Genomic DNA, 26,273 nt, shown 5'->3' on the forward strand with positions numbered 1-26,273 from the left:
TGAGTACAGCCGGCAAGCCTGCCGATAGCGGTCGCTTCGGTTGGATATTGCATGGAAAAAGTGCCTTTTGTACACCTCCACGTTCACACCCAATACAGCCTTCTCGATGGCGCCATTCGCATAGGTGACCTGATCAAACGTGCCGAAGACTGCGGTATGCCGGCCGTCGCCATTACCGATCATGGCAATATGTTCGGTGCCGTCGAATTTTTCAGCAAACTCAAAAAAAGCTCCGTTAAGCCGATTGTCGGTTGCGAAGTCTATGTTGCGCCCGGTTCCCGGTTTGAGAAGAGCAATGTGCGTGGCGGCGACAAAGCCTACCATCTGGTGCTTTTGTGTCAGGATATCGAAGGATACCAGAATCTCTGCCGGATGGTTTCAGCCGGTTACCGCGAAGGTTTTTACTATAAGCCGCGTATCGACTGGGACCTGCTGCGTAAATACAATAAAGGCTTGATTGCGCTGACGGCCTGCCTGGGCGGGGAGCTTCCCTCGCTGTTGATGCAGGGCAAACACGAGCAGGCCGTGGCCCGCGCCCGTGATATGGCCGCCATATTCGATGAGAATCGTCTGTATCTCGAATTGCAGGAGAACTTCATCGCTGAGCAGAAGCCCGTCAATGAGGGTCTTATCGCTATCGGCAAAGAGTTGGGACTGCCCCTGGTTGCCACCAACGATTGTCATTATCTGACCCGCGAGTCCGCTGCCGCCCATGAAGTTTTGCTGTGCGTGCAGACCGGCAAGACCATGGATGATCCGGACCGCTTTCGGTTTTCCAATGACGAGTTCTATCTCAAAACGCCTGAAGAGATGGCCGAACTCTTTCATTATGCACCCGAGGCCCTGGCCAATACCGTTGCGATTGCCGATCGCTGTAACCTGGAACTCGATTTCGATACCTACCATTTTCCCCAGTACGAAAAACCGGCCGAAAAGACCCTCGATCAGGTGCTGGAAGAGGATTCCTGGCGCGGTCTGGAAGAGCGCCTGGCCGAAATCCGCAAGGTTCGTCCCGATTTTTCCGCCGAAGAGGAAAAAGTCTACCACGACCGGTTGGTACGGGAACTCGAATGTATCAACAGCATGGGGTTCCCGGGTTATTTCCTGATCGTGGCCGATTTTATCAACTGGGCCAAGGATAACGGGATCCCCGTCGGTCCCGGTCGCGGCAGTGCCGCCGGTTCGCTGGTAGCTTACGCCATTCGCATCACCGATATCGATCCCATTCCCTATAATCTGCTGTTTGAACGTTTTCTGAACCCCGAGCGCGTCTCGATGCCTGATATCGACGTCGATTTCTGCATCTACGGGCGGGAAGATGTTATCGAATACGTGCGGCAGAAGTACGGCGAGGAAAACGTCGCCCAGATTATCACCTTCGGTACCATGATGGCCAAGGGGGTGATCCGTGATGTGGGGCGGGCCCTCAATATGTCCTACGGCGATGTCGATCGAATCGCCAAGCTCGTACCCACGGTGCTCAATATCACCCTCAAGGAAGCCCTGGAACAGGAACCGCGTCTGCAGGAATTGCAGGACAAGGATCCCCAGGTCAAACAACTTCTCGATATCGCCCTTACGCTGGAAGGTCTGACCCGGCATGCGTCCACCCATGCCGCCGGCGTGGTGGTTACCCCCAAGCCGTTGTCCGAATATCTGCCGTTGTACACCGATCCGAAATCGGGCGGCCAGGTTACCCAGTTCCCCATGAAATACGTGGAGCAGATCGGGCTGGTCAAGTTCGACTTCCTCGGTTTGAAGACGCTGACCGTTATCGCCAACGCGGTACGGCTGATTCATGAGGGCAATGATCCGGAATTTGACCTGAAACTGGTGGGGGACGATGATCCCGATACCTATCGGTTGCTGTCGGCCGGTGAAACCACGGGCGTGTTTCAGCTCGAGTCTTCCGGTATGAAGGAACTGCTGGTCAAGCTCAAACCGAGTTGTTTCGAGGATATTATCGCCGTCTGCGCCCTTTATCGTCCGGGGCCGCTTGGATCGGGCATGGTCGACGATTTCATTCTGCGCAAACACGGCAAAAAGGAGATCACCTACGACTTTCCGCAACTCGAGCCGATTCTGAAAGACACCTATGGCGTTATCGTCTATCAGGAACAGGTCATGCTGATCGCCCAGGTGCTGGCACGCTATTCCCTGGGAGGCGCCGACTTGCTGCGCCGGGCCATGGGTAAGAAAAAACCCGAGGAGATGGCCAAGCAAAAAGAGATTTTCATGTCCGGCGCCCGGGAGAACGAACTCGATGTCAAAAAGGCCGAGGCGGTCTTCGATCTCATGGAAAAATTCGCCGCGTACGGTTTTAACAAATCGCATTCGGCGGCGTATGCCCTGGTCGCTTATCATACGGCGTATCTGAAGACCCATTATCCGGTGGAATTCATGGCTGCTCTGCTGACAGAGGACATGGAAAACACCGAAAAGGTCATCAAGAACATCAACGAAGTACGCTCTATGGGTATCGAGGTGCTGCCTCCGGACATCAATGCTTCGAGCAGTTCCTTCACCGTACACGACAATGCCATACGGTTCGGACTCGGCGCCGTCAAGGGCGTCGGCGGAGCGGCTATCGACGCGATACTCGAGGTTCGCCAGGAGCAGCCCTTCACCACTTTGCACGAATTCTGCGAGCGGGTCGATTTACGCAAGGTCAACAAAAAAGTCGTCGAAGCGTTGATCAAGTGCGGAGCTTTCGATTCTTTGGGCGGTCATCGCGCCCAGTACCTGGTGGTGCTGGAAGAGGCCATGGAAATCGGCCAGAAGGTGCAGCGCGAAAAGGCGGAGGGGCAGGCATCCCTGTTCGGTACCGATGAGATTGTATCTCAGCGGGGCACCAGCTATGGGGTTTTGCCCGAAATGGAGGAATGGTCCGATAAAGTCAAGCTCGGGTTCGAAAAAGAGTCACTGGGGTTCTATATCACCGGCCATCCCCTGGGACGCTATCAGGAGGTCATACGGCGTTTCGCCAATTGTACCACCGCCGACGTTGCTGAACGGGCCGACAAGGAAGAGGTGCGATTGTGCGGCATGGTCAGCGGCATCAAGGATCTGGTGACCAAAAAGGGCGAACGCATGGCTTTTGTGACCCTGGAGGATCTCAGCGGCTTCGTGGAAATGGTGGTATTTCCCGATATCTATCGCGACGCTTCGGACTCTCTGCACAGCGATCAGCCGCTGCTGGTGACCGGGACGGTGGAAGTTGCAGAGGAAACACGCAAACTGATGCCGAAAGAAATCCTGCCTCTGGCGGAGGTCAGCCGCAAGGAAACCAAACGGGTGCACTTCAGGTTTCAGGTTCCGGGGCTCGTCGACGATCAACTGCATCGTCTCAAGGAGATCATAATGCGTCATCGGGGCGCTTGCCCGGTGCTCATGCACCTGGTGATTCCCCATCGCAGCGAGACCGTTCTGCGGTTGCCCGAAAGTCTGAAAATTGCCCCTACCGATGAAATGATGGAAGACACCGAGCGCCTGTTTGGGTACAATGTGATAACTTTCGAATAAAGTAGGCTTTGTATGCCTGTGGCGTATTTGTGTGATCCGAATCGTATGATGCCATGGTTGCAGACAAGGATGTCAGGAGAGGTACATGCAATTTTACCTGGATTTTGAAAAACCCCTGGTTGAACTGGAACAGAAACTGAGCGAATTGCGGGACTATTCCACCGACGAGGTCGATTTTTCCGGTGAAATCCAGCGCCTGGAGAAAAAAGCCGAAAAATTACGGCGTGAAATCTTCTCCAATCTCAACCGCTGGCAGGTGACCCAGTTGGCACGTCATGTCAATCGTCCCTTTACCCTCGATTTCGTTGAACATGTTTTTACGGACTGGTTCGAAGTTCATGGCGATCGCAACTTTCGCGATGATCCGGCGTTGGTTTGCGGATTTGCCCGTTTGGACGGGCAGCCCTGCGCCGTTATAGGTCATCAGAAGGGGCGGGATACCAAGGAGAAGGTTTACCGTAATTTTGGCATGCCCAATCCCGAGGGGTACCGTAAGGCCCTGCGGGTCATGCAGATGGCTGAGCAATTCGGTCTGCCGATTTTTACTTTTGTCGATACGCCGGGGGCGTTTCCCGGAATCGGTGCCGAGGAGCGGGGACAAGCCGAAGCCATCGCCCGCAACCTGCGGGAAATGGCGGCTCTCAAAGTCCCGGTTATCGTAACCGTTACCGGAGAAGGCGGTTCCGGAGGGGCGTTGGCCGTGGCTGTCGGCAATCGTGTGCTGATGATGGAAAATGCCGTGTACTCGGTCATCTCTCCGGAAGGCTGCGCCGCCATTTTGTGGAAGGACGGTGCCAAAGGGCCGGTTGCCGCAGAGGCACTTAAACTGACCGCGGGTGATATCCAGAATCTTGGTTGTGTCATCGATGAAGTGATTCCCGAGCCGCTGGGCGGTGCCCATAGCGATCATAAGGCAGCTGCCGAGCAGGTACGGATTTGCCTCAAGAAACATCTTGACGACCTGAAAGACCTGTCTTCGGATGAACTGCGTGAACAGCGTTATCAAAAGCTGCGCGCCATGACCATGGTTCAGGAATAGTATCTATAAGCCTCGCTTTGCTGTTCGCGGTTTCGGATATCAGGTGGCAGGCGTTTCGAATGACGCTGTCACACTGAAAATGCACATGGAAAAGTGAAGACCAGGGTATTTATGTTGCTACGCATGTTGCAAAGAGCCGGGATTGTCTGCCTGGCAGCTGCCTTGTTATGCGGTTGTGCCGGGCGGTATCGCACCCGGGTGGTCGATACCCCGGCCACGGCAGGACTTAAGGGACACCAGAAGCCCTATACGGTGAACGGGAATCTCTACCAGCCGATGAGCAGCTGCGAGGGATTCGTGCAGGAGGGGCTGGCCAGCTGGTATGGCCCCAAATTCCATGGCAAAAAGACCAGCAACGGCGAGATATACGACATGCACGCCATGACCGCCGCGCACAAGACTTTGCCACTGGGTACCCATGTTCGTGTCGTCAACAAAAATAATGGTCATCAGGAAATTGTACGGATCAATGACCGGGGCCCCTTTGTCGGCAATCGTATTATCGATCTGTCCTACGAGGCGGCAATGCGTCTGCAGGTCGTAGGTCCCGGTACGGCGCCGGTGCGCATTGAAGCCCTTGGTATGGCTGCGGTGGATAACCGGGGTCTGGTAACCTATCGTCCGGCCCCCAGTTACGAAGTGGGCGATTATGCTGTTCAGATCGGCGCATTTACCGTTAACCAAAATGCTCAGCGGCTGGCCGGCAGATACCGGCAGCAACTCGGGCAGGCCCGTGTGCAAAAAGGTTGGGTCAACGGTAAATTGTTTTACAGGGTATGGGTAGGACGTTACCCTTCGTTGTCTGCAGCTTTTGAAGCGAAGGAAGCTTTTGCCCGCTCAGGGTATGGCAACAGCTTTGTGGTGGCCCTCGATTAAGACGCGGTTGACTGCTTCCTTTTGTTCTCCAGCCGTTTGCATTTGCAGTGCAGGATTTTTTGCAATTTATGGATTTTTCAGATTTTGAGAATTCGCCCGCGGGCGAAAAAATAGCGGCCATCGAAAGCATCATTCAGGGCCACCTCGACTTACCCACTCCGCCCAACGTGGTGTTTCGTCTCCTCGAAGTCGTCAGGAATGACGAACATTCCTTTCTGGAAATTGGCAACATCATCAGCAAAGATCCCTCTTTGACGGCCAGAATGATGAAAATCGCCAATTCCTCCCTGTTCGGGTTCGGCGGAAAGATTAAAACCATAGAAAATGCTCTGACGGTTCTCGGCATAAACGTGACCCGGAATATAGCCCTGTCGTTTATGATTATGGACAGCCTGGCGGCACCTGACAGCGATCTGTTCGACATGGACTATTTCTGGAAACGTGCCATTACCGCAGCCGTGGCCGCCGAGATGTTGGCTTCCCATATCCGCGGTTCAGGCGCCGATGCTTTTTTGAGTGGCCTCCTGAAGGATATCGGCGTGCTGGTCATGTACCAGCGGATGGAGATGGAATATAAACAAATCCTTTTGCTGAAAGCTTATGCCGGAAGCGCGAGCTATCCGATCGAAAGGGAGCTTCTCGGTTTCGATCATGGCCAGCTGACCGGCTTGATGCTTAAACAGTGGGGGCTGCCGGAAAATATTTACCGGCCTATCTTTCATCATCATGACGAGGTGCGATACGATTCACCCCATGGGGATCAGGCGGCCATTTTGCAGTTTGCCGACCAGCTGTCCTCTCTTTATCACGGTGCGGCCGACCCGTCGGTTCTGGAGGAGCTGCATCGAACACTTGAGCATCGCTATGCGCTTGACAGCCAGACGATACGGCAGTTGGTCGATTCTCTGGCAGAGAGAACGGTTGAGATCCTGAGTTATTTTGATATCGATCCGGGCGAGATGAAACCCCTGTCGCGTCTATTGCAGGAAGCCAATTACGAGCTCGGGAAGCGCTCGTTGTCCTATGAACAGATGGTGGGGGAACTCAGGCAAACTCAGGAAGAATCCCAACAATGCATCAATAAGCTCCTTGACGCCAATAAATCTCTGCGTAAACTTGCCTACCGCGATGAGTTGACCGGTCTTTACAATCAGCGTTTTTTCCTGACCGAAATGGATAAGGAATTGGCCCGGGCCAAACGCTACGGATATTCCTTGTCACTGGTGTTCTTCGACGTCGACTTCTTTAAAAATATCAATGATACCCATGGTCATCTGGCAGGGGATGCCGTATTGCGTCACGTTTCCGCGAAGGTAACCTCCTGTGTACGCAGTTGCGATACGGTTGTGCGTTACGGTGGAGACGAATTCGCGATCATCATGCCTGAAACGGATCAAGGCGATTTGGCGATTTTTACCGAGCGCCTGCGATTTGAGGTCGAAAAGATGCTGGTGCCCATGAACGGCAAGACCATCGCTGTGACCATAAGCATCGGCGGAACCAGTTTTGATGGCAGAGATGAGTCCGTAACTCGATATGTACTTTTGAATGTCGCCGATCAGGCCATTTATCAGTCAAAAAAATTGGGTCGCAATACCGTTACCATTCAATCCGTTGCCTGACGCGCATCCCTGATGCACGGTGATCCGGCAACCATTCTATTTAGGGATAATCATGGATCAAAAAAAAGAATTTGTCGTGAAGATGGCCCCCAATCAGAAACTGACCATGTATCCCGCATGCGATACCTGCGATGGCAAAAAACCGGGCGTTGGTTATCTGTGCGGCAGCGATGAAGAAGGTAACGGTTTCGTTGTCTGGATCACCGATGAAAATGTGTATGAAATTATGAAAAAGCTTATCGGCCAGGATTAGGAGGCTGTCGGATCGTGGACAGTCCGATAGACTCCCAAATGGGCTTTTAAGTTCATTTCCCAATGACGGCCGCCCCTTGCACCTTGCCGGGGGCGGATGTTTTGTCTCTTTATCGCTTTTCCCTCATCGGTCAGCCGAGCATCTGTTGCTTTGGGTGACCTTGATTCCTGCTGATCCGCTTGGTTTTACCTCTGCTCGGGGGGCTTATGCGTATTCTTGTAGCTTGCGATGCATTCAAGGGCAGCCTTTCTGCGCAACAAGCCTGCCGTACCGTTGCCTCAGGCATATCTGCCGTAGAGCCGGACTGGCGTCTGACCTCGGTGCCGCTGGCTGATGGCGGTGAAGGGACCGCGGAGATCCTGGTAGCCGCAGCCGGGGGCTCCTGGGTCGAGGTGCCGGATGTCATGGGACCGCTGCCGGAGATGACTCTGACGGCAGCCTACGGTTGTCTTGAGCAGCGTCGGGCAGCTGTGGTGGAAATGGCTCGCTCCAGCGGCCTGGTGCTGCTGAGAGGCGATCAGCGCCACCCTTTGCAAACCACGACCTACGGTGCCGGACAGCTTTTATCGGCAGCCATCAAAAGCGGAGTGACGCATGTCCTGTTGACGTTGGGCGGCAGCGCTACGGTCGATGGTGGTACCGGTGCCGTGCGCGCCCTCGGTTGGCGGTTTCTTGATGCCGGCGGCAAGGATATTCCTCTCGGTGGTGGGGGCTTGATCCATTTGCAACGCATTGTGCCATCCAGCCTGTCCTTACCCCGCATTACCGTATTGTGCGATGTGACCAATCCCCTTTGCGGCCCGCAGGGCGCAGCCCAGATCTTCGCTCCACAAAAAGGGGCCACCCCGGCACAGGTTGCCATGCTGGCGGAGGGGCTGGAAAATCTGGCCCGGAGGATCAAAGACCAACTTGGTATCGATGTGGCGCATCTGCCGGGAGGCGGAGCGGCCGGAGGTTTCGGTGCAGGTGCGCAGGTCTTTATGGGGGGGCGTCTGATACCGGGTGTTTCCGCTGTGATGGAGCAGGTTCAATTCGAGCGGCAATTGGGTCAGGCCGACTGGGTGATTACCGGTGAAGGCTGTCTCGATCGCACCTCCCTGCAGGGGAAAGTGGTTAGCGGAGTGCTTGACGCAGCCCGCCGGCAGGGAGTACCGGTGGCGGTGCTTGCAGGACAGATACGCTTGACTGCGGAGGAATTGCAGCAGGCCGGTATTCGTCATGCTGTGGCGGCCATGCCGCAGGATATGCCTTTGGACGAGGCTCTGACGCGTGCGCCTGAATTGCTCGGGAAGGCTGCGCGGTCGCTTTCGGCCAGGATGCATGGGTGAATAGGGCGGCCGGCGAGGGTTTTTGCAGGCTCAGGCCAATCCGCGTCGCCGTAATTCTTCTTTGACCAGCTGTCTCTGGGATGGGCTTAGACGCCGGGAGGCGGATAACTGCAGGATTTCCGGTCCCCGCATCCCAGGCATCCACAGGGTAAACCAGATACCCGGCGTGCGCGGGTGTTTGAGAATGGCGTCTCGTACACTTTTCCGTGCTTTCCATCGAGGGTGCCTTGCGATGCTGGAAATGGTTTCGGCGCTGGCGGTGGCGCCGCGTAAAAACTGGGCTATGGCCATTTCCTGCAGGCGTGGGTTCGTCAGGCAGGGATCCATGAGGGCGGCATGGCCTTCCTTGAGAAGCTCCGCGGCGATGGCCGTTGGCGCCCGGCGCGCAAGGGTGATCTTGTTGCCCAGAGGCGTGGTTGGCAGACGCTGAATGATGAGGCGCTCGGCCGCCAGTTTCTGATCGGGGGAGGCGCCGGGCAAAAAACATATATCCAGCAATTCGAACAGATGCAACTGAGGCAGCAGCGCCTGCAGGACAGGGGCCGGCAAATGGGGGTTTTTGACCAGAGCTCGACGCACTTTATGGCTATTGAGAGCCAGATCCATCTGATGTATGGCGCGCAACAGATCTTCGCTGAGATCGCGGCGTCTCAGCAGCGCCAACAGGTGAGGCTCCTCCAGTGCGCGGTTTTTGAGGGCCGCGCGCACCACCTCATGGGCGGGATCCTGGAGGATTCCGTAGAGGGCTTCGCTACTGCAGGTCAGTGCCCCATATAAGCGACTGGCTATATGGGGGCTGATAGCATGGGCTTTTCGTCGACTGTCCATATTTTGGATAGGCGCGATGTTGAAAAACGGCCGGTGGCCCGGTGGCTTTCGCCGGTGTTGCGTTCCCCGGTCCGGATGCTTCTATTTGTTGGCGCCGTATTCCTCCAGGAAGTTTTTCTTGAATGCGGCAAAGTCGCCAGCTTCGATAGCCTGGCGGGCTTCTTTCATCATATTCAGATAGAAATGCACATTATGGATGGCTGCCAGGGTCGCTGACAGAATTTCGTTCGATTTGAACAGGTGATGCAGATAGGCCCGGCTGAAATTACGGCAGCAGTAACAATCGCAGGAGGCATCCACCGGATAAAAGTCTCTGCGATAGCGACGGTTGGTCAAACGGATCCTTCCGCGCCGCGTAAAGAGCGTGGCGCTACGGGCGTAACGGGTCGGTATGACGCAGTCGAACATGTCCATGCCGCGTTCCACGCTTTCCAGAATATCTTCGGGCAAGCCCACCCCCATCAGGTAGCGCGGTTTGTTTTCAGGCAGCATGGGGGCGGTGTAGTCGACCACCTTTTTCAGCAGATCCAGCCCCTCGCCAACGCTTACTCCGCCGATGGCGTAACCGGGGAAATTCATGGTGGTCATCTGCCGCGCGCATTCCTGACGCAGGTCTTCATAGATTCCACCCTGTACGATACCGAACAGAGCCTGGTCGGAACGATTGTGATTTTGCAGGCAGGCTTCCGCCCAGCGCAGGGTTTTCCGGATCGACTTCGCCGCGTAATCATGGGTTGCCGGGTAGGGGATGCATTCGTCGAAGGCCATGATGATATCCGCCCCCAGGGTGTTCTGGATCGCCATGGCTTCAGCGGGCCCCAGAAAGATTTCTTCCCCGGTCATTTCGTGGCGGAAAAATACGCCGGTTTCGGTGATGCGTTTTTTGGGCAGGGAAAAGACCTGAAAACCGCCGCTGTCGGTGAGAATCGGATGGGGCCAGTTCATGAAGCTGTGCAGCCCCCCGGCTTTCTGCACCAGACCCTCTCCGGGCGCCAGATGCAGGTGGTAGGTGTTGGACAAAATAATCTGGGCTCCGGTTTCTTCGACCTGGGCCGGCGTCATGGCTTTGAGGGCGCCGTGGGTCCCGACGGGCATGAAAATCGGGGTCTCGATGGTACCGTGGGGGGTGGTCAGTCTGCCACGTCGTGCCGCGGTTTGAGAGTCGGTTGCGAGCAGTGAAAATTCAAACATGGTCTATGTTATCCCTGCGATTTTGAAGGTAGAATGAAAAAAGGCCCAAGCAGTTCTTGAACCTTGTCGGGACTTTATCAGAAGCTTTGTTTGAAAGCAACTATTGGGGCTATGGAAGGAGTTGTGGTCGGCCGGATTCCTGTTAGTATTTCACATGAAAATCCTGTCTGATTCAGCCATGTTGGGCGAAAGGAAATCGTTGATGACGCGCAGTCTTCTCTGGCAGATGGTCATTGTTTTGGGCGCAATTCTGATGGTCAATTATGTGCTGACGACGCTGACGCCTCAAACCCAGGAACCGGTGGTGGACGTCAGTTACAGCCGTTTCAAAACGGAATTGGCGGCGGATAACGTCGCGGCCATTACCTTCGAAGGGAACAATGTGGTCGGCAACCTTCGGGAACGGACCATCCTTAACCGTGTCGAAGGAACCGAGGAGGTCCAATCGTTCCTGCGTTTTCGTACGACCATGCCACCCGTCACCGATACGCGACTGCTGGATGATCTGGAGCAGCGCAAGGTCGATGTCAAGGTTCGCCCCGAGAGCAAACCATCACCCTGGGCCACGGCGATGATTTACATGCTGCCCTGGCTCCTGATCGTGGGGGTCTGGTGGTTTGTCATCAAAGGCATGCGTACGCGGCAGGGGCCCGGTGGCGGTATGATGGGCGGGTTTTCCAAGTCGGGCGCCAAAATGTATACCAAAGAACGCTCCCGGGTCACCTTCGCCGATGTGGCCGGATTGGACGAAGCCAAGCAGGAACTGATGGAGATTATCGAATTTCTGCGTAATCCCAAAAAATTCATGCGCCTGGGAGCCAAAGCGCCACGCGGAGTGCTGTTGGTGGGGCCGCCCGGAACCGGTAAAACTCTTATGGCGCGGGCTGTGGCTGGAGAAGCGGAGGTGCCTTTTTTTACCATTTCCGCTTCCCAGTTCATTGAAATGTTTGTCGGGGTGGGTGCCAGCAGGGTGCGTGACCTGTTCAACAACGCTAAAAAGAACGCTCCGAGCATTATTTTTATCGATGAACTGGATGCTGTTGGTCGTTCCCGGGGGACCGGACTCGGTGGCGGCAATGACGAACGCGAACAGACCCTCAACCAATTGTTGTCGGAGATGGACGGTTTCGAGGCCCACGATGAAGTGATTGTCATGTCCGCTACCAACCGGCCGGATGTGCTCGATCCTGCTTTGTTGCGGCCGGGGCGTTTTGACCGGCAGGTGACCGTGGAACGACCCGATTGGCGTGCAAGGGAGGAAATCCTCAAGGTTCATACCCGGCAGGTACCGATTGACGAGGATGTCGATCTTCAGATCATTGCGCGCAGCACCCCCGGCATGTGTGGTGCCGACCTGGAAAATCTGGTCAACGAGGCGGCTTTGATTGCAGCGCGTGAAAACGCTCAGAAGGTAACCATGCAGCATTTCGAGCAGGCCAAGGACCGCGTCCTGATGGGTACCGAGCGTAAGCTCGTGATGTCGCAACAGGAAAAGCGCATCACCGCTTATCACGAGGCCGGTCATACTTTGCTGGCTCGTCTGAGTCCCGGTGCCGATCCTATTCACAAAGTATCCATTATCCCGCGGGGCCAGGCGCTTGGGGTTACGCAGCAACTGCCTGTGGATGATCGCTATCATTACTCACGTTCCTATCTGATGACCCGCATTGCTGTGAGTCTCGGCGGACGCGCCGCCGAAAAGGCCATTTTCGAGGAATATTCCACCGGTGCGCAAAACGATCTCAAACAGGCGACCGACCTGGCCGAAAAGATGGTCTGCCAATGGGGGATGAGCGAACGTGTGGGTCCCATGAGTATCAATCGCGGCGAGGAGCATCCTTTTCTTGGGCGTAAACTGGCCAGCGATAACGCCTTCAGCCAGCATATGGCATGGATCATCGACCAGGAGATCGAAAAAGTCGTGAAGGCTGGGGAACAGGCGGCCGACGAGATTATTGCCAACCATTTGCCGGTATTGAAAAAGCTGGCGGACGCTCTGCTGGAGGAGGAAGTGCTTGATCGCACTCGGGTGGATGAGGTGTTGCGTGAAACCGGCATCGAAGTGCAGGACGATCCTGCCGCGCATCCGGATGGCGATCATGTATTGCAGGGGGAACTGGCCGGCGGGGCGGTAGAAGGCTGAAGGCAGGTTTTGCGGACTGACCCAGAGAGGCGACTTTTGTTCTGCAATGTCCCTGCCGCAAAAGGTTGAAGCGCCACTTCAAGGGGCGATGGCCACGGCAAATTCAATGGCGCCCCCGGTCATGACGGTACAGATCGCCGTAGTCGCAGGGGCCTGGTAGTTTGGTCAACGGTAAAACATATCGTTATCTGCCCCCGGAAACGTCAAAAGGCCTGTGAATATTCACAGGCCTTTTGACGTTGATCATTGGCAATACGACGGATTTAACGCAGGTTGTAGAAAACATCCTTGCCGTTGAAGCAGGCGGCCTCGCCAAGCTGATCTTCGATGCGCAGCAACTGGTTGTATTTGCATACGCGGTCGGTGCGGCAGGCAGAGCCGGTTTTAATCTGGCCGGCATTGGTGGCCACGACCAGGTCGGCGATGGTGGTGTCTTCGGTTTCGCCGCTGCGGTGGGAAACAACAGCGGTGTACCCGGCGCGTTTGGCCATTTCGATGGCTTCCAGCGTTTCGGTCAGAGTGCCGATCTGGTTCAGTTTGATAAGGATGGAGTTGGCGATACCCTTATCGATGCCCTCCTTGAAGATCTTGGTATTGGTGACGAACAGGTCGTCGCCGACGATCTGGATGCGTTTGCCGAGTTTGTCGGTCAAAATCTTCCAGCCGTCCCAGTCGTTTTCGGCCATGCCGTCTTCGATGGAGATGATGGGGTACCGATCGACCAGGTCGGCGTAGAAATCGGTGAGCTCGGCAGCCGTTTTGAGGGGCTGGGCTTCGTTGGCCAGATTGTATTTGCCGTCGGCGTAGAGTTCGGAAGCAGCGACGTCGAGGGCCAGCAGTACGTCCTCGCCCGGTTTGTATCCGGCAGCCTTGATCGCTTCCATGATGACTTCGAGGGCTTCCTCGTTGCTCTTCAGATCGGGTGCGAATCCGCCTTCATCGCCGACCGCGGTATTGTAGCCGCGTTTTTTAAGTACCGATTTCAGGGCATGGAAAATCTCGGCTCCCATGCGCAACGCTTCCTTGAAGGAATCGGCGCCGGCGGGCATGACCATGAATTCCTGGATATCGACGTTATTGTCCGCATGCGCGCCACCGTTGAGGATATTAAGCATGGGCAGAGGCAGTTCCCGGCCATTCGGGCCGCCCAGGTACTGATACAGGCTCAGTCCGAGTTCTTCGGCGGATGCCTTGGCGCAGGCCAGGGATACGCCGAGCATGGCATTGGCGCCCAGGGTCGATTTGAATTCGGTGCCATCGAGTTCGATCAGTTTTTGATCAAGGGCGGTTTGTTCCGTCGATTCCCAGCCGAGCAGCTCGGCGGCAATGACGTTGTTGACGTTATCCACGGCTTTGAGCACACCTTTGCCCAGGTAACGGGCAGCATCGCCGTCACGCATTTCCAGTGCTTCACGTTCGCCGGTGGAGGCACCGCTAGGCACGGCAGCGCGGCCCATGGCGCCGCTTTCCAGGAAAACTTCAACTTCCACGGTGGGATTTCCCCGCGAATCGAGGATTTCGCGGGCATAAATATCAACAATTTCGCTCATGACAAGCCCCTCTGAATATAGGATTAAGGATGAATGGAAATGAGATTAACAGTAATTCATGGCGGTCTGGTGACCGACACATTTATAGCACATTAGCTCCGAATTGGAAGCCCTTTTTTAGGCTCGCCAGATTGCCGTATCGCTTGAAAAGGATTGATTTTGGCGGACGATAAGTGGTAAAGGATGGGAAATAAAAGCACAACCCGAACCATTGAAAACGTTGGCCCCCTTCGTCCAAGATGACATAACCTCGCAAGTTATGTGTGCTCCGTGCATTTCGATGCGCTGATAGAGCAGGGTGGTTGCAGCGTCTGTCGTGTTGTGTCCGTGTCTGTTGCTTCCATCATCTGATGGATCTTTGCGCACGGATTCAACCATCAATCGCACCAAGGATAAAGGATACTTTTTGAGTACACGGAATTTCCGCGGGAGGTTTGTGGCCGAAGATCAACGGCTGGCGAACCTCCTTTTCGGTCAAGCCAATACCAATCTGAAGCAGATCGAACGAATTCTGGGGGTGCGTATCGCCTCCAAAGGGGGCGAGCTGCACATCTCCGGGGACGAGCATCAGGTTGCACTGGCTCAACGCCTGGTGGAAGAACTTTATGGCTTGTTGCAAGCCGATTACCCTATTTACCCTCCCGATGTCGATTATGCCATACGCATCCTCAGTGCCGACGGCAAGGCCCGATTGAAGGATATTTTCCTCGATACCGTTTGCATCTCCGCCCGTAAAAAAATCATCTCCCCCAAAAGCCTGGCTCAAAAAGCCTACATCGATGCCATTCGCCGCAACGAGGTTGTTTTCGGTATCGGCCCGGCGGGTACCGGTAAAACCTATCTGGCCATGGCCATGGCCGTGTCGTTTCTGTTGAAAAAGGAAGTGGCGCGTATCGTGCTCGTACGCCCGGCCGTCGAAGCCGGCGAAAAGCTGGGTTTTTTGCCCGGAGATATTGCGGAGAAGGTCAATCCCTATCTGCGGCCGCTTTACGATGCCCTTTTCGACATGCTCGATTACGACCGGGGGCAGATGTATATCGACAAGGGGGTCATCGAAGTGGCGCCGCTGGCGTTTATGCGGGGACGAACCCTCAACGATGCTTTCGTCATTCTCGACGAGGCGCAAAACACCACCGCCGAGCAGATGAAAATGTTCCTCACGCGTCTCGGATTCGGCAGTCGGGCTGTGATTACCGGAGACATTACCCAGATCGATCTTCCCAACGAACGCAGGTCGGGGCTGCTCGAAGCCGCTGAAGTGTTGCGGGAGGTCAAAGGTATTCATTTTAACTATTTTTCCGATCGCGACGTTGTGCGCCATCCCATCGTTCAAGCCATCGTCAAGGCTTACGACCGGAAGCGCAAACGGCCTGCAGCTTCGAAGGCAAGCGGAGGAGAAACGGATCGTCATGACCGGCAAGACTGATCGTAAGCAGGAAGGCAATGTGCGTAAGGGTAAATCCGTTTTTGCCTTTATGAACCGCCAGATTTTTACGGATTCGGCCACCCAGCGGAAGTTTTTGCTGTTGTTGGTGAGTATCCTGATCGCTTTTATCGTTATCCCCAAAGGCAGCTTTATCCCCGGCTTTTATCGCCCGGGCGACATTGCTCAGCGCAATGTCAAAGCTCCGCGCGATCTGCTCGTGCCCGATGAAGCGCTGACGGAAAAAAAACAGCGGGATGCTGCCGACGCGGTATTGCCGCTGTACGATTACGATCCCCGCACCGGGCGCGATGTCACCGAACGCCTGAAACATGGATTCGACATGCTGCGAAAGTTGCCGGAGCCCGGACTTGCGCAGCGTCATGAGCTGGAAACCCTGCTCGGTATAAGTCTGTCGGATGCTGAAATGGCGGTGTTGCAGCAACTTGCTGCGCAGAGTGACCAGGCCCAATTGCTTGTACAAACCTTGCAACAGGTTATGCTCAATCAGATTGTCGGTAACCTCCAGCTTTTTCAAACCGGCGGTGAACGCGGCATCGTGGTTCGTAACCTGGTAACCCGGGAGGAACGTGTCGCCCAGGGGCTTGATCAGGTGATCGGCATCGGCGATGCCCTCGATCGGGTTGCAGAAAAATCGGAGCAACTCACGGGGCTGTCCGCTGCCGACCGTAAGTTGTTGACGGTGCAGCTATCCAAGCTGTTGAGGCCCAATCTGACCTATAATCAGAGCGAGACGGAAACCCGTCGTCAACAGGGTCGTCAGGCTGTCAAGCCGGTTCTGATGCAAGTCAAAAAGGGCGAGATGGTGGTCCGGGAGGGGGAACGGGTTACCGAGGAACAGGTCAATAAGCTCAAGGCCCTGCGGGCGCTCGGCAGCGACCAGATGTCTCTGCGCATGGCTGCCGGATTGTTTCTGATCCTGTTGCTGTTGCTGTCCGTGGCCCATCGTTACGGACGCCGGAACATCAGCAAGTATCGGCCCGATAACCGGGATCTGCTATTTATGGCGGTGACCTTCGTCGGGTTGTTTATCCTGGTTAAATTGGCGATCTTTATCTGCAGCGCCCTGGAGGGCTCTTTTCCCTATATCGAGTCTTCCACCTATTACTACGCTTTTCCCTTTGCGGTCGGCGCGATGCTGGTGCGCATTGTCCTTAATTCCGAGGTGGCGTTGGTCTTCGGCCTGAGCTTCGCCATGGTTATCGGCCTGCTGTTCGGGGACAATCTGCATATTGCCCTGTTTGCTTTGGTGGGCAGTCTGACCGGAGGGCACTGGGTGCGTCACTGCATCCAGCGGACAACCCTCTATCAGGCCGGTTGGCGGCTGTCGATGGTCAACGTCGGTATGGTTCTGGCCACACAACTCATCGCCGGCCGCGGTTTCGATATGCAGATGTTTTACAAAGCCGGGTTCGGTTTTGCCGGCGGATTTGTCTGCGCTCTGCTGGTGACCGGGCTGGTGCCGTTGGTCGAAACCCTGTTCAAGTACACCACCAATATCAAGCTGCTGGAACTGGCCAACATGAATACCCCGGTTCTGCGCGAGTTGATGATTCAGGCTCCGGGTACCTATCATCACTCCATCATTGTCGGCAACCTGGCCGAGGCGGCCGCCGAAACCATCGGCGCCAATCCGCTGCTTGCACGCGTGGCCGCGTATTATCACGACATCGGCAAGATTCGCAAGCCGCTCTACTTTGTCGAAAATATCGGCACCCAGGAAAATCGCCACAATAAACTGAGCCCCTCCATGAGCGCACTGATTCTTATGTCGCATGTGAAAGAGGGGGCCGATATGGCTCGCGAGAACAAACTCGGTCAGACCCTTATCGATATCATTCGCCAGCATCACGGTACGGCCCTGATCAAGTTTTTTTACGACAAGGCCAAAAACCAGGAAGATCCCGGCGTCCAGCAGATCAACGAACGGGATTACCGGTATCCCGGACCCAAGCCCCAGACCCGTGAAGCGGCCGTGATTATGCTGGCCGATGCCATCGAGGCGGCAAGCCGTACCCTGGCGGATCCGACACCGGCGCGGATTCAGGGCATGGTGCAGAAGATTATCAACAATATCTTTATCGATGGGCAACTCGACGAATGCGAGTTGACTCTCAAGGATCTGCACAATATAGCCAAGAGTTTTAACCGTATCCTGGCGGGGATTTTTCACCACAGGATCGATTACCCCGAGCCCGTTCACAAGGAACGGGAGAAGGAAACGGTCAAGAAAAAAAATGGGGATGATTCACATCGAGAACCGCCAAAAGAATCAAAAGATAGCGGTGGAAACGCTTGAAAAGGTAGCACAGAGGATCTTAAACGACTCGGAATGTCCTGATGCCGAATTATCGCTGCTGATCGTCGACGATATCGAAATACAGCAAATCAACCGTGATTATCTGCAGCGCGACAAACCCACTAATGTGATCTCCTTCGCCATGCAGGAAGGTGAGGACGTCGGTTTGCACCCCGGTTTGCTCGGCGATGTGATCATCTCCGCCGATACCGCCGCCCGGGATGCCCGCGAGGCTGATCTGCCATTTGAAAGCGAACTCTATTTTCTGTTGCTGCACGGGGTTCTGCATTTACTCGGCTACGATCATGAGCGCGGCACCGAAGAGGATGCGCGACGCATGGAGGCACGGGAGGCGGAATTGTTTGCCCGGATTCGGGAAGAGTTTCTATAAGGCCGATCGGTAAGCATGAAACCGGAAAAAAACATCCATTTCAGTTTTAACTGTGCCATTGAGGGTTTTCTGTGGGCGGTGCGCACCCAGCGGCATATGCGCTATCATTGCATCATAGCGGTGGGGGTGGTTCTGGCGGGACTTATTTTCAAGGTTTCCGCGCTGGAATTCATTCTTCTGGTGTTCGGTGTGGTTCTGGTTCTGTTTGCCGAACTGATCAACACGGCCTGCGAGGCTTTGGTGGATCTGGTTTCACCGGATTTTCATCCCCTGGCGCGGCGGGTCAAGGACGTTGCGGCGGGTGCCGTACTGCTGGTAAGTGTCGGTGCAGCGATCATGGGCTACCTGATTCTTGCCGGGTACGTTTTCCGTTCGGCAGGTGACGGGAACGATTTTCTTCTAACCGGAGCGCCGCCGGGCGAACTGGCAATCCTCAGCCTTTTGACCGTCATCTTGCTGGTGGTCCTGCTTAAAGCCTGGGCGGGACGTGGCACCCCCTTGGAAGGTGGCATGCCCAGCGGCCACGCCGCGTTTGCTTTTTCGGTGGCGACTTCGGTGGCACTGGCTGCGGTCGGATCGGTGGTGACGCTGCTGGTTCTGGCGCTGGCGGTCATGATCGGTCACAGCCGTGTTTATATGGGCATTCACAGCCTGCATGAGGTGCTGGCAGGCGCGCTGCTCGGTGCCGGGGTGACCTGGGCGCTGTTTCTGTGTTTCGGGTGAGCCTTCGGCATTCGGCGGGACGCCGTTAATTTTTCAGGTGGAGGTCGGCATTGGACGACGACAGTTCGGGAAACAAAACCGTTTTCTGGCGCCGCTTCAGCGAAGCGTTGCTGCCCGGTCGGCGGCGCGTACGAAGCGAAGAGGAACTGCAGGCGGTGATCGATGCCTCCGAGGAGGAAGGCATCATCAACGAAGAAGAAGGCGAAATGCTGCACTCCATCTTCGAGTTCGGCGAAACCATCGTTCGCGAAATCATGGTGCCCCGGACCGATATGCTCTGTTGCAGTATCGATGACACGGTCGAGGCGGTGCTGCATGGCATTATCGATTCGGGTCATTCCCGTATTCCCCTCTACAAGGGAACCACCGATCGGATCGTCGGTCTGGTCTATGCCAAGGACCTGTTGAAGCACTGGGGTAAACCGCTGGAGCAAATTGATCTGGGCAGCATTATGCGTGAGCCGTATTTTGTTCCCGAAACCAAGAAGATCGAGGAGCTGTTCAAAGAATTTCGCAGCCGCCGAATGCATATGGCGATTGCCATCGACGAGTATGGCGGTACCTCCGGATTGATTACCATCGAAGATCTTATCGAAGAGATCGTCGGCGATATTCAGGATGAATACGATCTGGAAGAAGAGTGGCTGCAACCCCAGGAGGACGGTAGCCTGCTGGTCGATTGCCGGCTGAATATCGATGAGTTCGAGGATTATTTTGACGTCACTCTGCCACGGGAGCGGTTCGATACGGTTGGCGGATGGCTGTTTCACCTGCTTGGCCGCGTACCCCTCAAAGGGGAGGAGCTGCGCAACCAGGGGCTCTTGATGACCGTGGAAAAGTGCGATGACCGTAAAATTCATACGGTACGGGTCCGTCGGGATTCCTCCCCTGAAGAACCTGCCCCATGAAGCTGCGCCTGCCGGATACCGAGCTGCTTTGGGCTTTTCTCTCCGGGGTATTGCTGGCGCTATCGTTTCCGCGGCCCGATATCGCTGCCATGGCCTGGTTGGGCCTGGTGCCTTTGTTGTTGGTCTGCTCCAGGCGGCCGTTTGCCTGCGGGGTTGCCGCGGGCGTCGGTTTTTTCGGTCCGGTACTGTATTGGCTGAATATTGTCATGACCAGTTACGGTCAGCTTCCTCCGGTTCTTTCGGGTGTGGCCTATCTTCTGCTGATCGGCTATCTGGCGTCGTTTTTCGGGGCTGCCATCTGGGCGGCCAAGCGTTTTGAGCAACGCCTGGGGCTTTCTCTGGCCCTGACCCTGCCGATATTATGGGTTGCTCTCGAGTTTTTGCGCTCCTTCCTGCTTACGGGGTTTCCCTGGGCAACTCTGGGGTATTCCCAGCAGAGTCTTTTGCCCCTGATTCAGTCCGCCGATCTGTTCGGTCCCTACGGTCTGAGCTATCTGCTGATCCTGTCCAATGCCACGCTGGCGCTGTTGATACAGTTTGTTTGCCGACGCGCATCGAGGCCTTTTCCCTATCTGGCGGTGACTCTTACTTTAGCACTGGCAGGCGGTTTCTACGTTTACGGTAATTATCGGCTGGCACATCATCCCGACCACCGTCAGGAAACGCTGGCAACCGTTCTGGCGCAGGGCAATATCGACCAATCCCTGAAGTGGAATCCCGCATTTCAGTGGCGTACCATTGACATTTATAAACGGTTGTCCCTGCAGCATCAGGAGCAGTCCGCGGAACTGATTGTCTGGCCGGAAAGCGCCGTGCCGTTTTTCTACCAGCAGCCCGGTGTCCTTTCCGAACAGGTGCGACAGGTCGCCGCCGGCAGCAAGGCCTGGTTGTTGTTCGGTAGTCCGGCTTTTGAGGATATCAACCGGCAGCGTCACTATCTCAACAGTGCTTTTCTGCTCTCTCCCGAGGGGGAGGACCTGGGACGCAGCGATAAGGTACATCTGGTGCCTTTTGGCGAATATGTGCCGCTGAAGACTTTTTTGCCTTTCATCGACAAACTTGTTGTAGGCATTGGAGATTTCAGCCCCGGCAGCGTCAGTCCGCTGCCGATGAACGGGCATAAAATCGGCGTGCTGGTCTGTTTCGAGGGGATTTTTCCCGAACTGGCACGCGATTATGTGCGCCGCGGCAGCGATCTGCTGGTGAATATTACCAACGACGCCTGGTTCGGTCGTTCCTCCGCTCCTTATCAACATCTGGCCATGACCCGTTTCCGGGCTGTGGAAAACCGCATCTGGCTGGCGCGGGCGGCCAATACCGGCATTTCCGCATTGATAGCACCTTCCGGCCGGATTACCTCCCGGACCCCTTTATTTGAACGGACAGCCTTGAGCGGCATGGTCGGTCTGGGCGCCGCGCCCACGGTTTACAATCGACTCGGCGATGTCTTCCCGGCAGCTTGCGGATTTGTCAGTCTGGTGTGGTTGTTTCTGGCCTGGCGACGAGATAGAAAGTAAAAGGTTCGAGAGTATTATTCCAGTTACCAATCACTCCATCCTTCCGTTTGACAATCTCCCCATAACGGCGAAAATTAAAATAGAGTTGATTAAGGGCAGGTTCGACAGGGCCTGACCTGATATCGCTCATCCTGGAGTTCGGCCGGTTTCAACCTTCTTCAACGGGCTGGTCGGCTTCATGGTTGTAGGACACACCTTTCAGCTTGATCTTTTCGATCGAGGAAGGAGGTTAAGCCCATGCTGGATGCCTTTTCCTATGCTGATGATCTGGGACCTACCAAAATTATCCACATTTACGAACCGACAATCGGCCTGAAGGCAGTGCTGGTGGTTGATAATGTTTCTATCGGACCGGCCATCGGCGGTTTGCGCATGGCACCGGATGTCAGTACCGACGAGTGTTTCCGGCTGGCACGGGCCATGACGTTGAAAAACGCAGTATCGGGGCTAGCTCACGGTGGCGGCAAATCGGTTCTTTACGGTGATCCGAAGATGCCGCTTGCGGAAAAGGAACAACTGATCCGAGCTATGGCCTGTGCCCTGCGCCATTGCCACGATTATATTTTCGGTCCCGACATGGGCACCGACGAAACCTGTATGGCCTGGGTCAAGGACGAGATCGACCGGGCCGTTGGTTTACCTGAAGCCATCGGCGGTATACCTCTGGATAAAATCGGTGCCACCGGTTGGGGAGTGCGCCATGCTGTGGAAATTGCCGCTCCTGCCGCAGGATTCTCTTTGTCCGGTGCAAGGGTTGTCGTTCAAGGGTTTGGCGCCGTGGGACAACATGCTGCGCGTTTCCTTGGCGAACTGGGTGCGGTGCTGGTTGGAGCGGCCGATTCCAAGGGGACCCTTTATCATCCGGAAGGGATCGACGTCGATGCATTGATGGCGCTAAAACAAGCCGGCAAGAGTGTTGTCGATTATGCTGACGGCCAGAAACTCGACCGGGATGCGGTCATCGGCCTGGAATGCGAGGTCTGGATTCCGGCCGCCAGGCCCGATGTCGTCACGGAAGCCAATGTTGATCGTATGCGTACCCGGCTGGTCGCTCAGGGCGCCAACATCCCCTTGACCCCGGGGGCGGAAAAAATCCTGCATGAACGCGGTGTTTTATGCCTGCCAGATTTTATCGCCAATGCCGGGGGAGTGATTTGCGGAGCCCTGGAGTATCACGGAGGCTGGAAGGGTCTGGTATTCGATGTGGTAGCGGAAAAAATTCGCAGCAACACCGAGGAAATGTTGCGCAGGGTAAAAACAGAAGGCCGTTTGCCACGCGATGTGGCCACCGATATGGCCCTGACGGTATTGCACAAAGCCATGGCGACCCGGCGCTGGACGATTTTTTGAGATAAAATACGGAATTTACCGCAGAGTCCGCAGAGGACGCGGAGGAAATCGATCATGGACAATACTGCGCGGTTCACGTTTAGAGGCCGTTGTCCCTTCTTAAATAAGTCTTTGCTCACAGCTTTTCTCTGCGCTCTCAGCGTACTCCGCGGTAAAAGGGGTTGATGGTTTAAAACGCACCTTTCGCGCAACGCAAAACCAGGGAAAGAGGCAGGCATGTACCGAATTCGTTTTCATGGTCGTGGTGGCCAGGGGATCAAGACCGCCAGCCGCATCCTCGGCACGGCTCTGTTTATCGAGGGGTTCGAGGTGCAGGACGCGCCTCGTTATGGTGCCGAGCGGCGCGGCGCGCCGATATTCGCCTATGTGCGGGCCGATACAATCCCCATACAGGAGCGTGGGGTGATCCATCGGCCGGATCTGGTGGTCGTGGCGGATGAAACGCTGCTTGCGATTACTCCTGCACAGGTTCTGGAGGGGATCACCGCTGCGACTGTGGTGTTGATTTACTCCGGTCATCCGGAATCATGGTGGCGGGAGCAGTTTCCCCATGTCGGACGGATTATTGTTCTGTCGCCTATAGCAGAACATCCCGGTGGCATCCCCGCCGGGGCGTTTTGTGCCGGGGCAGCGGCAGCTTTGCTTGGTGAGGTGTCCGAGGAGGCCTTGACCCAGGCGGTGGAGGAAGAACTGGCGGCCCATGATCCCGAGCTGGTGTTGTCCAATAAACAGGCTGTCATGACAGCTTATGCGGCGGTCGCAAATTATCACGGGCAGGTACAGTCCGGCCCGCCCCTGACGGTTAACGAGACGCAGCCTCCGGCATGGATCGATATGTCCAGGGATGCGGTCGATATTGCGGCGCCGGTTATTCATGCCGGCACCACCAGTTGTCTGGTCAAAACCGGACTGTGGCGTACCCGGCGGCCGGTCATTGATAAGGAAAAATGTCGTCGCTGCCTGCAATGCTGCGCCTGGTGTCCGGAAGGGGGGATTCGGGTCGGAGAGGATGGCTTTCCGGTCATCGATTATGAACATTGCAAGGGCTGCCTGGTATGTGCTGCCCAGTGCCCCTTTAAGGCGATAAAGGTCATTCCCGAGTCGCAGGCCAAGGAGGAGCAGGATGCGCAAGCTGCTGACCGGAAATAAAGCCGCGGCCTGGGGGGCACGGCTGGCCGAGGTCGATTATCTGCCGGTGTTTCCCATTACACCCCAGACCGAGATCATCGAAACCCTGGCTGAATGGGTCGATCGCGGGGAACTCGATGCCCGGCTCACGACCCTCGAATCGGAACATTCCATGGTGACCGCGGCAGGGGCGGCGGCGGCGACGGGGGTGAGGGTGTTCACCGCCACCTCCAGTCAGGGGCTGCTGTATGCCATGGAAATGCTTTATAACGTGGCCGGATGGCGTGTGCCGCTGGTGCTGGTCAATGTTTCCCGGGGCCTGTCGGCGCCCATCACTCTGGAACCGGATCATAACGATGTGCTGGCGGCGCGCGACAGCGGTTTTCTGCAATTACACTGCGCTACCTGCCAGGAGGTACTCGATAGCGTGCTGCTCGCTTATCGCCTGGCCGAGGACAAACGGGTGCGGCTGCCGGTGCTGGTCAATCTGGACGGTTTTTATCTCTCCTTTACCCGCGAACCGGTGATCCTTCCCTCGCGCGAACAGGTGCGGGCCTTTTTGCCGGCTTTCGATGCCGGCAGTAACAGATTTCGCGGCGGGGAGCCGGTCAGCCAGGCGGTGGCGGTGCTGGGCGGCGGTCCTTATTCCTATTTCCGTTATCAGACTCACCTGGCGGCGGTCGAAGCCGGGGAAGTTTTCGACGAACTCAGTGAGGCCTTCAGTAATCATTTCGATCGTGGTTTCAAGGCGATCGAGGATTATCGCTGCGAGGACGCCGAGATCCTGTTCGTCATGATCGGATCCTTTGCCACCAAGGCCCGCGAGGCCGTCGATCGCCTGCGCGATGCCGGTCAGAAAGTCGGACTGTTGCGGCCGCGACTGTTACGTCCGTTTCCAGCGCGGGAATTTGTCCGCTTGCTATCGGGACGGGCGGGAGTGGCGGTTATCGATCAGAACCTCAGCACCGGGCTTGGAGGCATTCTCTACACCGAACTGGCGGCGGCGCTTTACCCTGTGCCACGGCGTCCGATTTTAGCGAGTTTTATCGGCGGATTGGGCGGACGCGATATCACGGCGGGTGAATTTTATGCCATGGCCGAGCAGGTGCGCCAGGCCGTGGAAACAGGCCAGGCTCCGCCTCCGCGTTTGTTGTTTACCGATCAGGAAATGCAGACTGTTCGGGGATTGCAGCGCATTGCCGGATCAGAAGAGGGGGAATCATGAGCGAGCAGGATTGTGCCGGAACCGGGAAAGCCACTCGGCAGGGACTGTTGGGTGCCGGTACTCCCATGTGCGCGGGGTGTGGCGGGTTGCAGGCCTTGCATCAGATTTACGATCTGGTGGGGGACAAGACCGTGTTTGTCAATGCTGCCGGCTGCATGACCCTGCTGTCTATCTATCCTTTTACGCCTTTTCCCGGCTCCTGGCTGTACACGGCCATGGCCTGCGCACCCGCCGGTGCCCAGGGGGTCAGGGATGCGCTCGATGTGCTGCTTGCCAAAGGGCGCATTCAACCGGAACAGGATCAATTGCCGGTGGTGTTGACCGGAGACGGATCGGCTTACGGCATGGGGCTTTCCGCCACCTCGGCAGCCATCGATCGCGGACTTGATTTTCTCTATATCTGTTACGATAACGAAGGCTATGGGAATACCGGACACCAGTATTCGGCGGCAACGCCGGCAGGAGCCCGCACGGCCACCAGCCGGGTCGACGGTTACGCGGGGATTAAAAAGGACCTGTTCGCCATCTGGAGCGCCCACCGACCGGCCTACGTTGCCACCGCCATCGGTACCGAACCGGCCGATCTGGCGCGCAAGCTAAAAAAAGCCTTAAGCTTGAGCGGCCCGCGCCTGCTTCTGGTCCTGGCCCCTTGTCCCACGGGGTGGGGATTTGAACCCGCACGCATGGTGGAACTCGGCAAGTTGGCAGTAAAGACCGGTATCTGGCCTCTGAAGGAGTACAGCGACGGGCAGGTGCGGCATACCCAGGTCCCGGCACGGCGGAAACCGGTGACGGACTATTTGCAGTTGCAGGGGCGTTTCCGACATCTGTTTGCTCCCGTGCGGGATACGGATAAACTGACCGCTCTGCAGCGGCAGGTGGATGATTACTGGGAGCATATCGACTAAGCGGTTTTGGCAGATCGTACCATCGAAA

General features: G+C 56.1%; 20 protein-coding genes. 17 read left to right on the forward strand and 3 right to left on the reverse strand.

Annotation, left to right across the window (positions count from 1 at the left end):
- The first annotated feature begins 51 nt into the window (after positions 1–51).
- The 6 genes from dnaE to PCAR_RS06965 all read left to right on the forward strand — a co-directional run bounded on the left by dnaE (position 52) and on the right by PCAR_RS06965 (position 8,640).
- A complete protein-coding gene (gene dnaE, locus PCAR_RS06940; protein WP_011340945.1) occupies positions 52–3,522 on the forward strand; it encodes a DNA polymerase III subunit alpha in 3,471 nt (1,156 codons plus the stop codon).
- 85 nt (positions 3,523–3,607) lie between these two features.
- Complete coding sequence (locus tag PCAR_RS06945) at positions 3,608–4,561, forward strand: acetyl-CoA carboxylase carboxyltransferase subunit alpha (protein WP_011340946.1); 954 nt, start codon at positions 3,608–3,610, stop codon at positions 4,559–4,561.
- A gap of 111 nt (positions 4,562–4,672) precedes the next feature.
- Positions 4,673–5,437 (forward strand): septal ring lytic transglycosylase RlpA family protein, encoded by a 765-nt coding sequence (locus tag PCAR_RS06950; protein ID WP_011340947.1) that lies wholly within the window; start codon positions 4,673–4,675, stop codon positions 5,435–5,437.
- 68 nt (positions 5,438–5,505) lie between these two features.
- Positions 5,506–7,059, forward strand: coding sequence for a sensor domain-containing diguanylate cyclase (locus tag PCAR_RS06955; RefSeq protein ID WP_011340948.1), 1,554 nt, complete (start codon positions 5,506–5,508; stop codon positions 7,057–7,059).
- Positions 7,060–7,111: 52 nt separating this feature from the next.
- Complete coding sequence (locus PCAR_RS06960) at positions 7,112–7,312, forward strand: hypothetical protein (RefSeq protein WP_041531294.1); 201 nt, start codon at positions 7,112–7,114, stop codon at positions 7,310–7,312.
- Between the two features lie 206 nt (positions 7,313–7,518).
- On the forward strand, positions 7,519–8,640 hold the full coding sequence (locus tag PCAR_RS06965; RefSeq protein ID WP_011340949.1) for a glycerate kinase family protein: 1,122 nt from the start codon (positions 7,519–7,521) through the stop codon (positions 8,638–8,640).
- A gap of 30 nt (positions 8,641–8,670) precedes the next feature.
- Here PCAR_RS06965 and PCAR_RS06970 read toward each other — a convergent pair whose 3' ends face one another.
- Positions 8,671–9,468 carry a hypothetical protein gene (locus PCAR_RS06970; RefSeq protein WP_011340950.1) on the reverse strand — a complete coding sequence of 266 codons (798 nt, stop codon included), beginning with the start codon at positions 9,466–9,468 and terminating at the stop codon, positions 8,671–8,673.
- A gap of 81 nt (positions 9,469–9,549) precedes the next feature.
- The gene (tgt, locus tag PCAR_RS06975) at positions 9,550–10,659 is read right to left on the reverse strand and encodes a tRNA guanosine(34) transglycosylase Tgt (RefSeq protein WP_011340951.1); all 1,110 of its coding nucleotides are present in this window, start codon (positions 10,657–10,659) and stop codon (positions 9,550–9,552) included.
- Positions 10,660–10,861: 202 nt separating this feature from the next.
- Here tgt and ftsH point away from each other — a divergent pair, with 202 nt between their 5' ends.
- Positions 10,862–12,802: an ATP-dependent zinc metalloprotease FtsH gene (gene ftsH, locus PCAR_RS06980; RefSeq protein WP_011340952.1), complete on the forward strand. Its 1,941-nt coding sequence runs from the start codon at positions 10,862–10,864 to the stop codon at positions 12,800–12,802.
- Between the two features lie 263 nt (positions 12,803–13,065).
- Here the strand turns inward: ftsH and eno are convergent, their stop codons facing one another.
- Positions 13,066–14,352, reverse strand: a complete 1,287-nt coding sequence (gene eno, locus PCAR_RS06985) for a phosphopyruvate hydratase (protein ID WP_011340953.1) — start codon at positions 14,350–14,352, stop codon at positions 13,066–13,068.
- A 436-nt stretch (positions 14,353–14,788) separates the two neighbouring features.
- Between eno and PCAR_RS06990 the strand changes: the two genes are divergently transcribed.
- The 10 genes from PCAR_RS06990 to PCAR_RS07035 all read left to right on the forward strand — a co-directional run bounded on the left by PCAR_RS06990 (position 14,789) and on the right by PCAR_RS07035 (position 26,245).
- Positions 14,789–15,778 (forward strand): PhoH family protein, encoded by a 990-nt coding sequence (locus PCAR_RS06990; RefSeq protein ID WP_200858990.1) that lies wholly within the window; start codon positions 14,789–14,791, stop codon positions 15,776–15,778.
- Positions 15,762–18,095 carry an HD family phosphohydrolase gene (locus tag PCAR_RS06995; protein WP_011340955.1) on the forward strand — a complete coding sequence of 778 codons (2,334 nt, stop codon included), beginning with the start codon at positions 15,762–15,764 and terminating at the stop codon, positions 18,093–18,095. The genes PCAR_RS06990 and PCAR_RS06995 overlap by 17 nt, the downstream gene beginning before the upstream one ends.
- On the forward strand, positions 18,034–18,486 hold the full coding sequence (gene ybeY, locus PCAR_RS07000) for an rRNA maturation RNase YbeY (protein WP_011340956.1): 453 nt from the start codon (positions 18,034–18,036) through the stop codon (positions 18,484–18,486). The genes PCAR_RS06995 and ybeY overlap by 62 nt, the downstream gene beginning before the upstream one ends.
- A 15-nt stretch (positions 18,487–18,501) precedes the next feature.
- Positions 18,502–19,209 carry a diacylglycerol kinase gene (locus PCAR_RS07005; RefSeq protein WP_011340957.1) on the forward strand — a complete coding sequence of 236 codons (708 nt, stop codon included), beginning with the start codon at positions 18,502–18,504 and terminating at the stop codon, positions 19,207–19,209.
- Between the two features lie 50 nt (positions 19,210–19,259).
- Complete coding sequence (locus PCAR_RS07010; protein ID WP_011340958.1) at positions 19,260–20,117, forward strand: hemolysin family protein; 858 nt, start codon at positions 19,260–19,262, stop codon at positions 20,115–20,117.
- Positions 20,114–21,634 carry an apolipoprotein N-acyltransferase gene (gene lnt, locus PCAR_RS07015; protein ID WP_011340959.1) on the forward strand — a complete coding sequence of 507 codons (1,521 nt, stop codon included), beginning with the start codon at positions 20,114–20,116 and terminating at the stop codon, positions 21,632–21,634. Before PCAR_RS07010 ends, lnt begins: the two co-directional genes overlap by 4 nt.
- Before the next feature lie 237 nt (positions 21,635–21,871).
- Positions 21,872–22,984 carry a Glu/Leu/Phe/Val family dehydrogenase gene (locus PCAR_RS07020; protein ID WP_011340960.1) on the forward strand — a complete coding sequence of 371 codons (1,113 nt, stop codon included), beginning with the start codon at positions 21,872–21,874 and terminating at the stop codon, positions 22,982–22,984.
- Between the two features lie 216 nt (positions 22,985–23,200).
- The gene (locus PCAR_RS17760) at positions 23,201–24,133 is read left to right on the forward strand and encodes a 2-oxoacid:acceptor oxidoreductase family protein (RefSeq protein WP_011340961.1); all 933 of its coding nucleotides are present in this window, start codon (positions 23,201–23,203) and stop codon (positions 24,131–24,133) included.
- Positions 24,108–25,337, forward strand: a complete 1,230-nt coding sequence (locus PCAR_RS07030; protein ID WP_011340962.1) for a pyruvate synthase — start codon at positions 24,108–24,110, stop codon at positions 25,335–25,337. The genes PCAR_RS17760 and PCAR_RS07030 overlap by 26 nt, the downstream gene beginning before the upstream one ends.
- Positions 25,334–26,245, forward strand: a complete 912-nt coding sequence (locus tag PCAR_RS07035) for a thiamine pyrophosphate-dependent enzyme (protein WP_011340963.1) — start codon at positions 25,334–25,336, stop codon at positions 26,243–26,245. Before PCAR_RS07030 ends, PCAR_RS07035 begins: the two co-directional genes overlap by 4 nt.
- Positions 26,246–26,273: the final 28 nt, after the last annotated feature.

This window comes from Syntrophotalea carbinolica DSM 2380 (genome assembly GCF_000012885.1).
GTDB classification, from domain to species: Bacteria; Desulfobacterota; Desulfuromonadia; order Desulfuromonadales; family Syntrophotaleaceae; genus Syntrophotalea; species Syntrophotalea carbinolica.

Coding starts and splice junctions, on each gene's coding strand:
- dnaE (WP_011340945.1), top strand. CDS start 52: ATGGAAAAAGTGCCTTTTGTACACCTCCACGTTCACACCCAATACAGC.
- PCAR_RS06945 (WP_011340946.1), top strand. CDS start 3,608: ATGCAATTTTACCTGGATTTTGAAAAACCCCTGGTTGAACTGGAACAG.
- PCAR_RS06950 (WP_011340947.1), top strand. CDS start 4,673: ATGTTGCTACGCATGTTGCAAAGAGCCGGGATTGTCTGCCTGGCAGCT.
- PCAR_RS06955 (WP_011340948.1), top strand. CDS start 5,506: ATGGATTTTTCAGATTTTGAGAATTCGCCCGCGGGCGAAAAAATAGCG.
- PCAR_RS06960 (WP_041531294.1), top strand. CDS start 7,112: ATGGATCAAAAAAAAGAATTTGTCGTGAAGATGGCCCCCAATCAGAAA.
- PCAR_RS06965 (WP_011340949.1), top strand. CDS start 7,519: ATGCGTATTCTTGTAGCTTGCGATGCATTCAAGGGCAGCCTTTCTGCG.
- PCAR_RS06970 (WP_011340950.1), bottom strand. CDS start 9,468: ATGGACAGTCGACGAAAAGCCCATGCTATCAGCCCCCATATAGCCAGT.
- tgt (WP_011340951.1), bottom strand. CDS start 10,659: ATGTTTGAATTTTCACTGCTCGCAACCGACTCTCAAACCGCGGCACGA.
- ftsH (WP_011340952.1), top strand. CDS start 10,862: ATGACGCGCAGTCTTCTCTGGCAGATGGTCATTGTTTTGGGCGCAATT.
- eno (WP_011340953.1), bottom strand. CDS start 14,352: ATGAGCGAAATTGTTGATATTTATGCCCGCGAAATCCTCGATTCGCGG.
- PCAR_RS06995 (WP_011340955.1), top strand. CDS start 15,762: ATGACCGGCAAGACTGATCGTAAGCAGGAAGGCAATGTGCGTAAGGGT.
- ybeY (WP_011340956.1), top strand. CDS start 18,034: ATGGGGATGATTCACATCGAGAACCGCCAAAAGAATCAAAAGATAGCG.
- PCAR_RS07005 (WP_011340957.1), top strand. CDS start 18,502: ATGAAACCGGAAAAAAACATCCATTTCAGTTTTAACTGTGCCATTGAG.
- lnt (WP_011340959.1), top strand. CDS start 20,114: ATGAAGCTGCGCCTGCCGGATACCGAGCTGCTTTGGGCTTTTCTCTCC.
- PCAR_RS07020 (WP_011340960.1), top strand. CDS start 21,872: ATGCTGGATGCCTTTTCCTATGCTGATGATCTGGGACCTACCAAAATT.
- PCAR_RS17760 (WP_011340961.1), top strand. CDS start 23,201: ATGTACCGAATTCGTTTTCATGGTCGTGGTGGCCAGGGGATCAAGACC.
- PCAR_RS07030 (WP_011340962.1), top strand. CDS start 24,108: ATGCGCAAGCTGCTGACCGGAAATAAAGCCGCGGCCTGGGGGGCACGG.
- PCAR_RS07035 (WP_011340963.1), top strand. CDS start 25,334: ATGAGCGAGCAGGATTGTGCCGGAACCGGGAAAGCCACTCGGCAGGGA.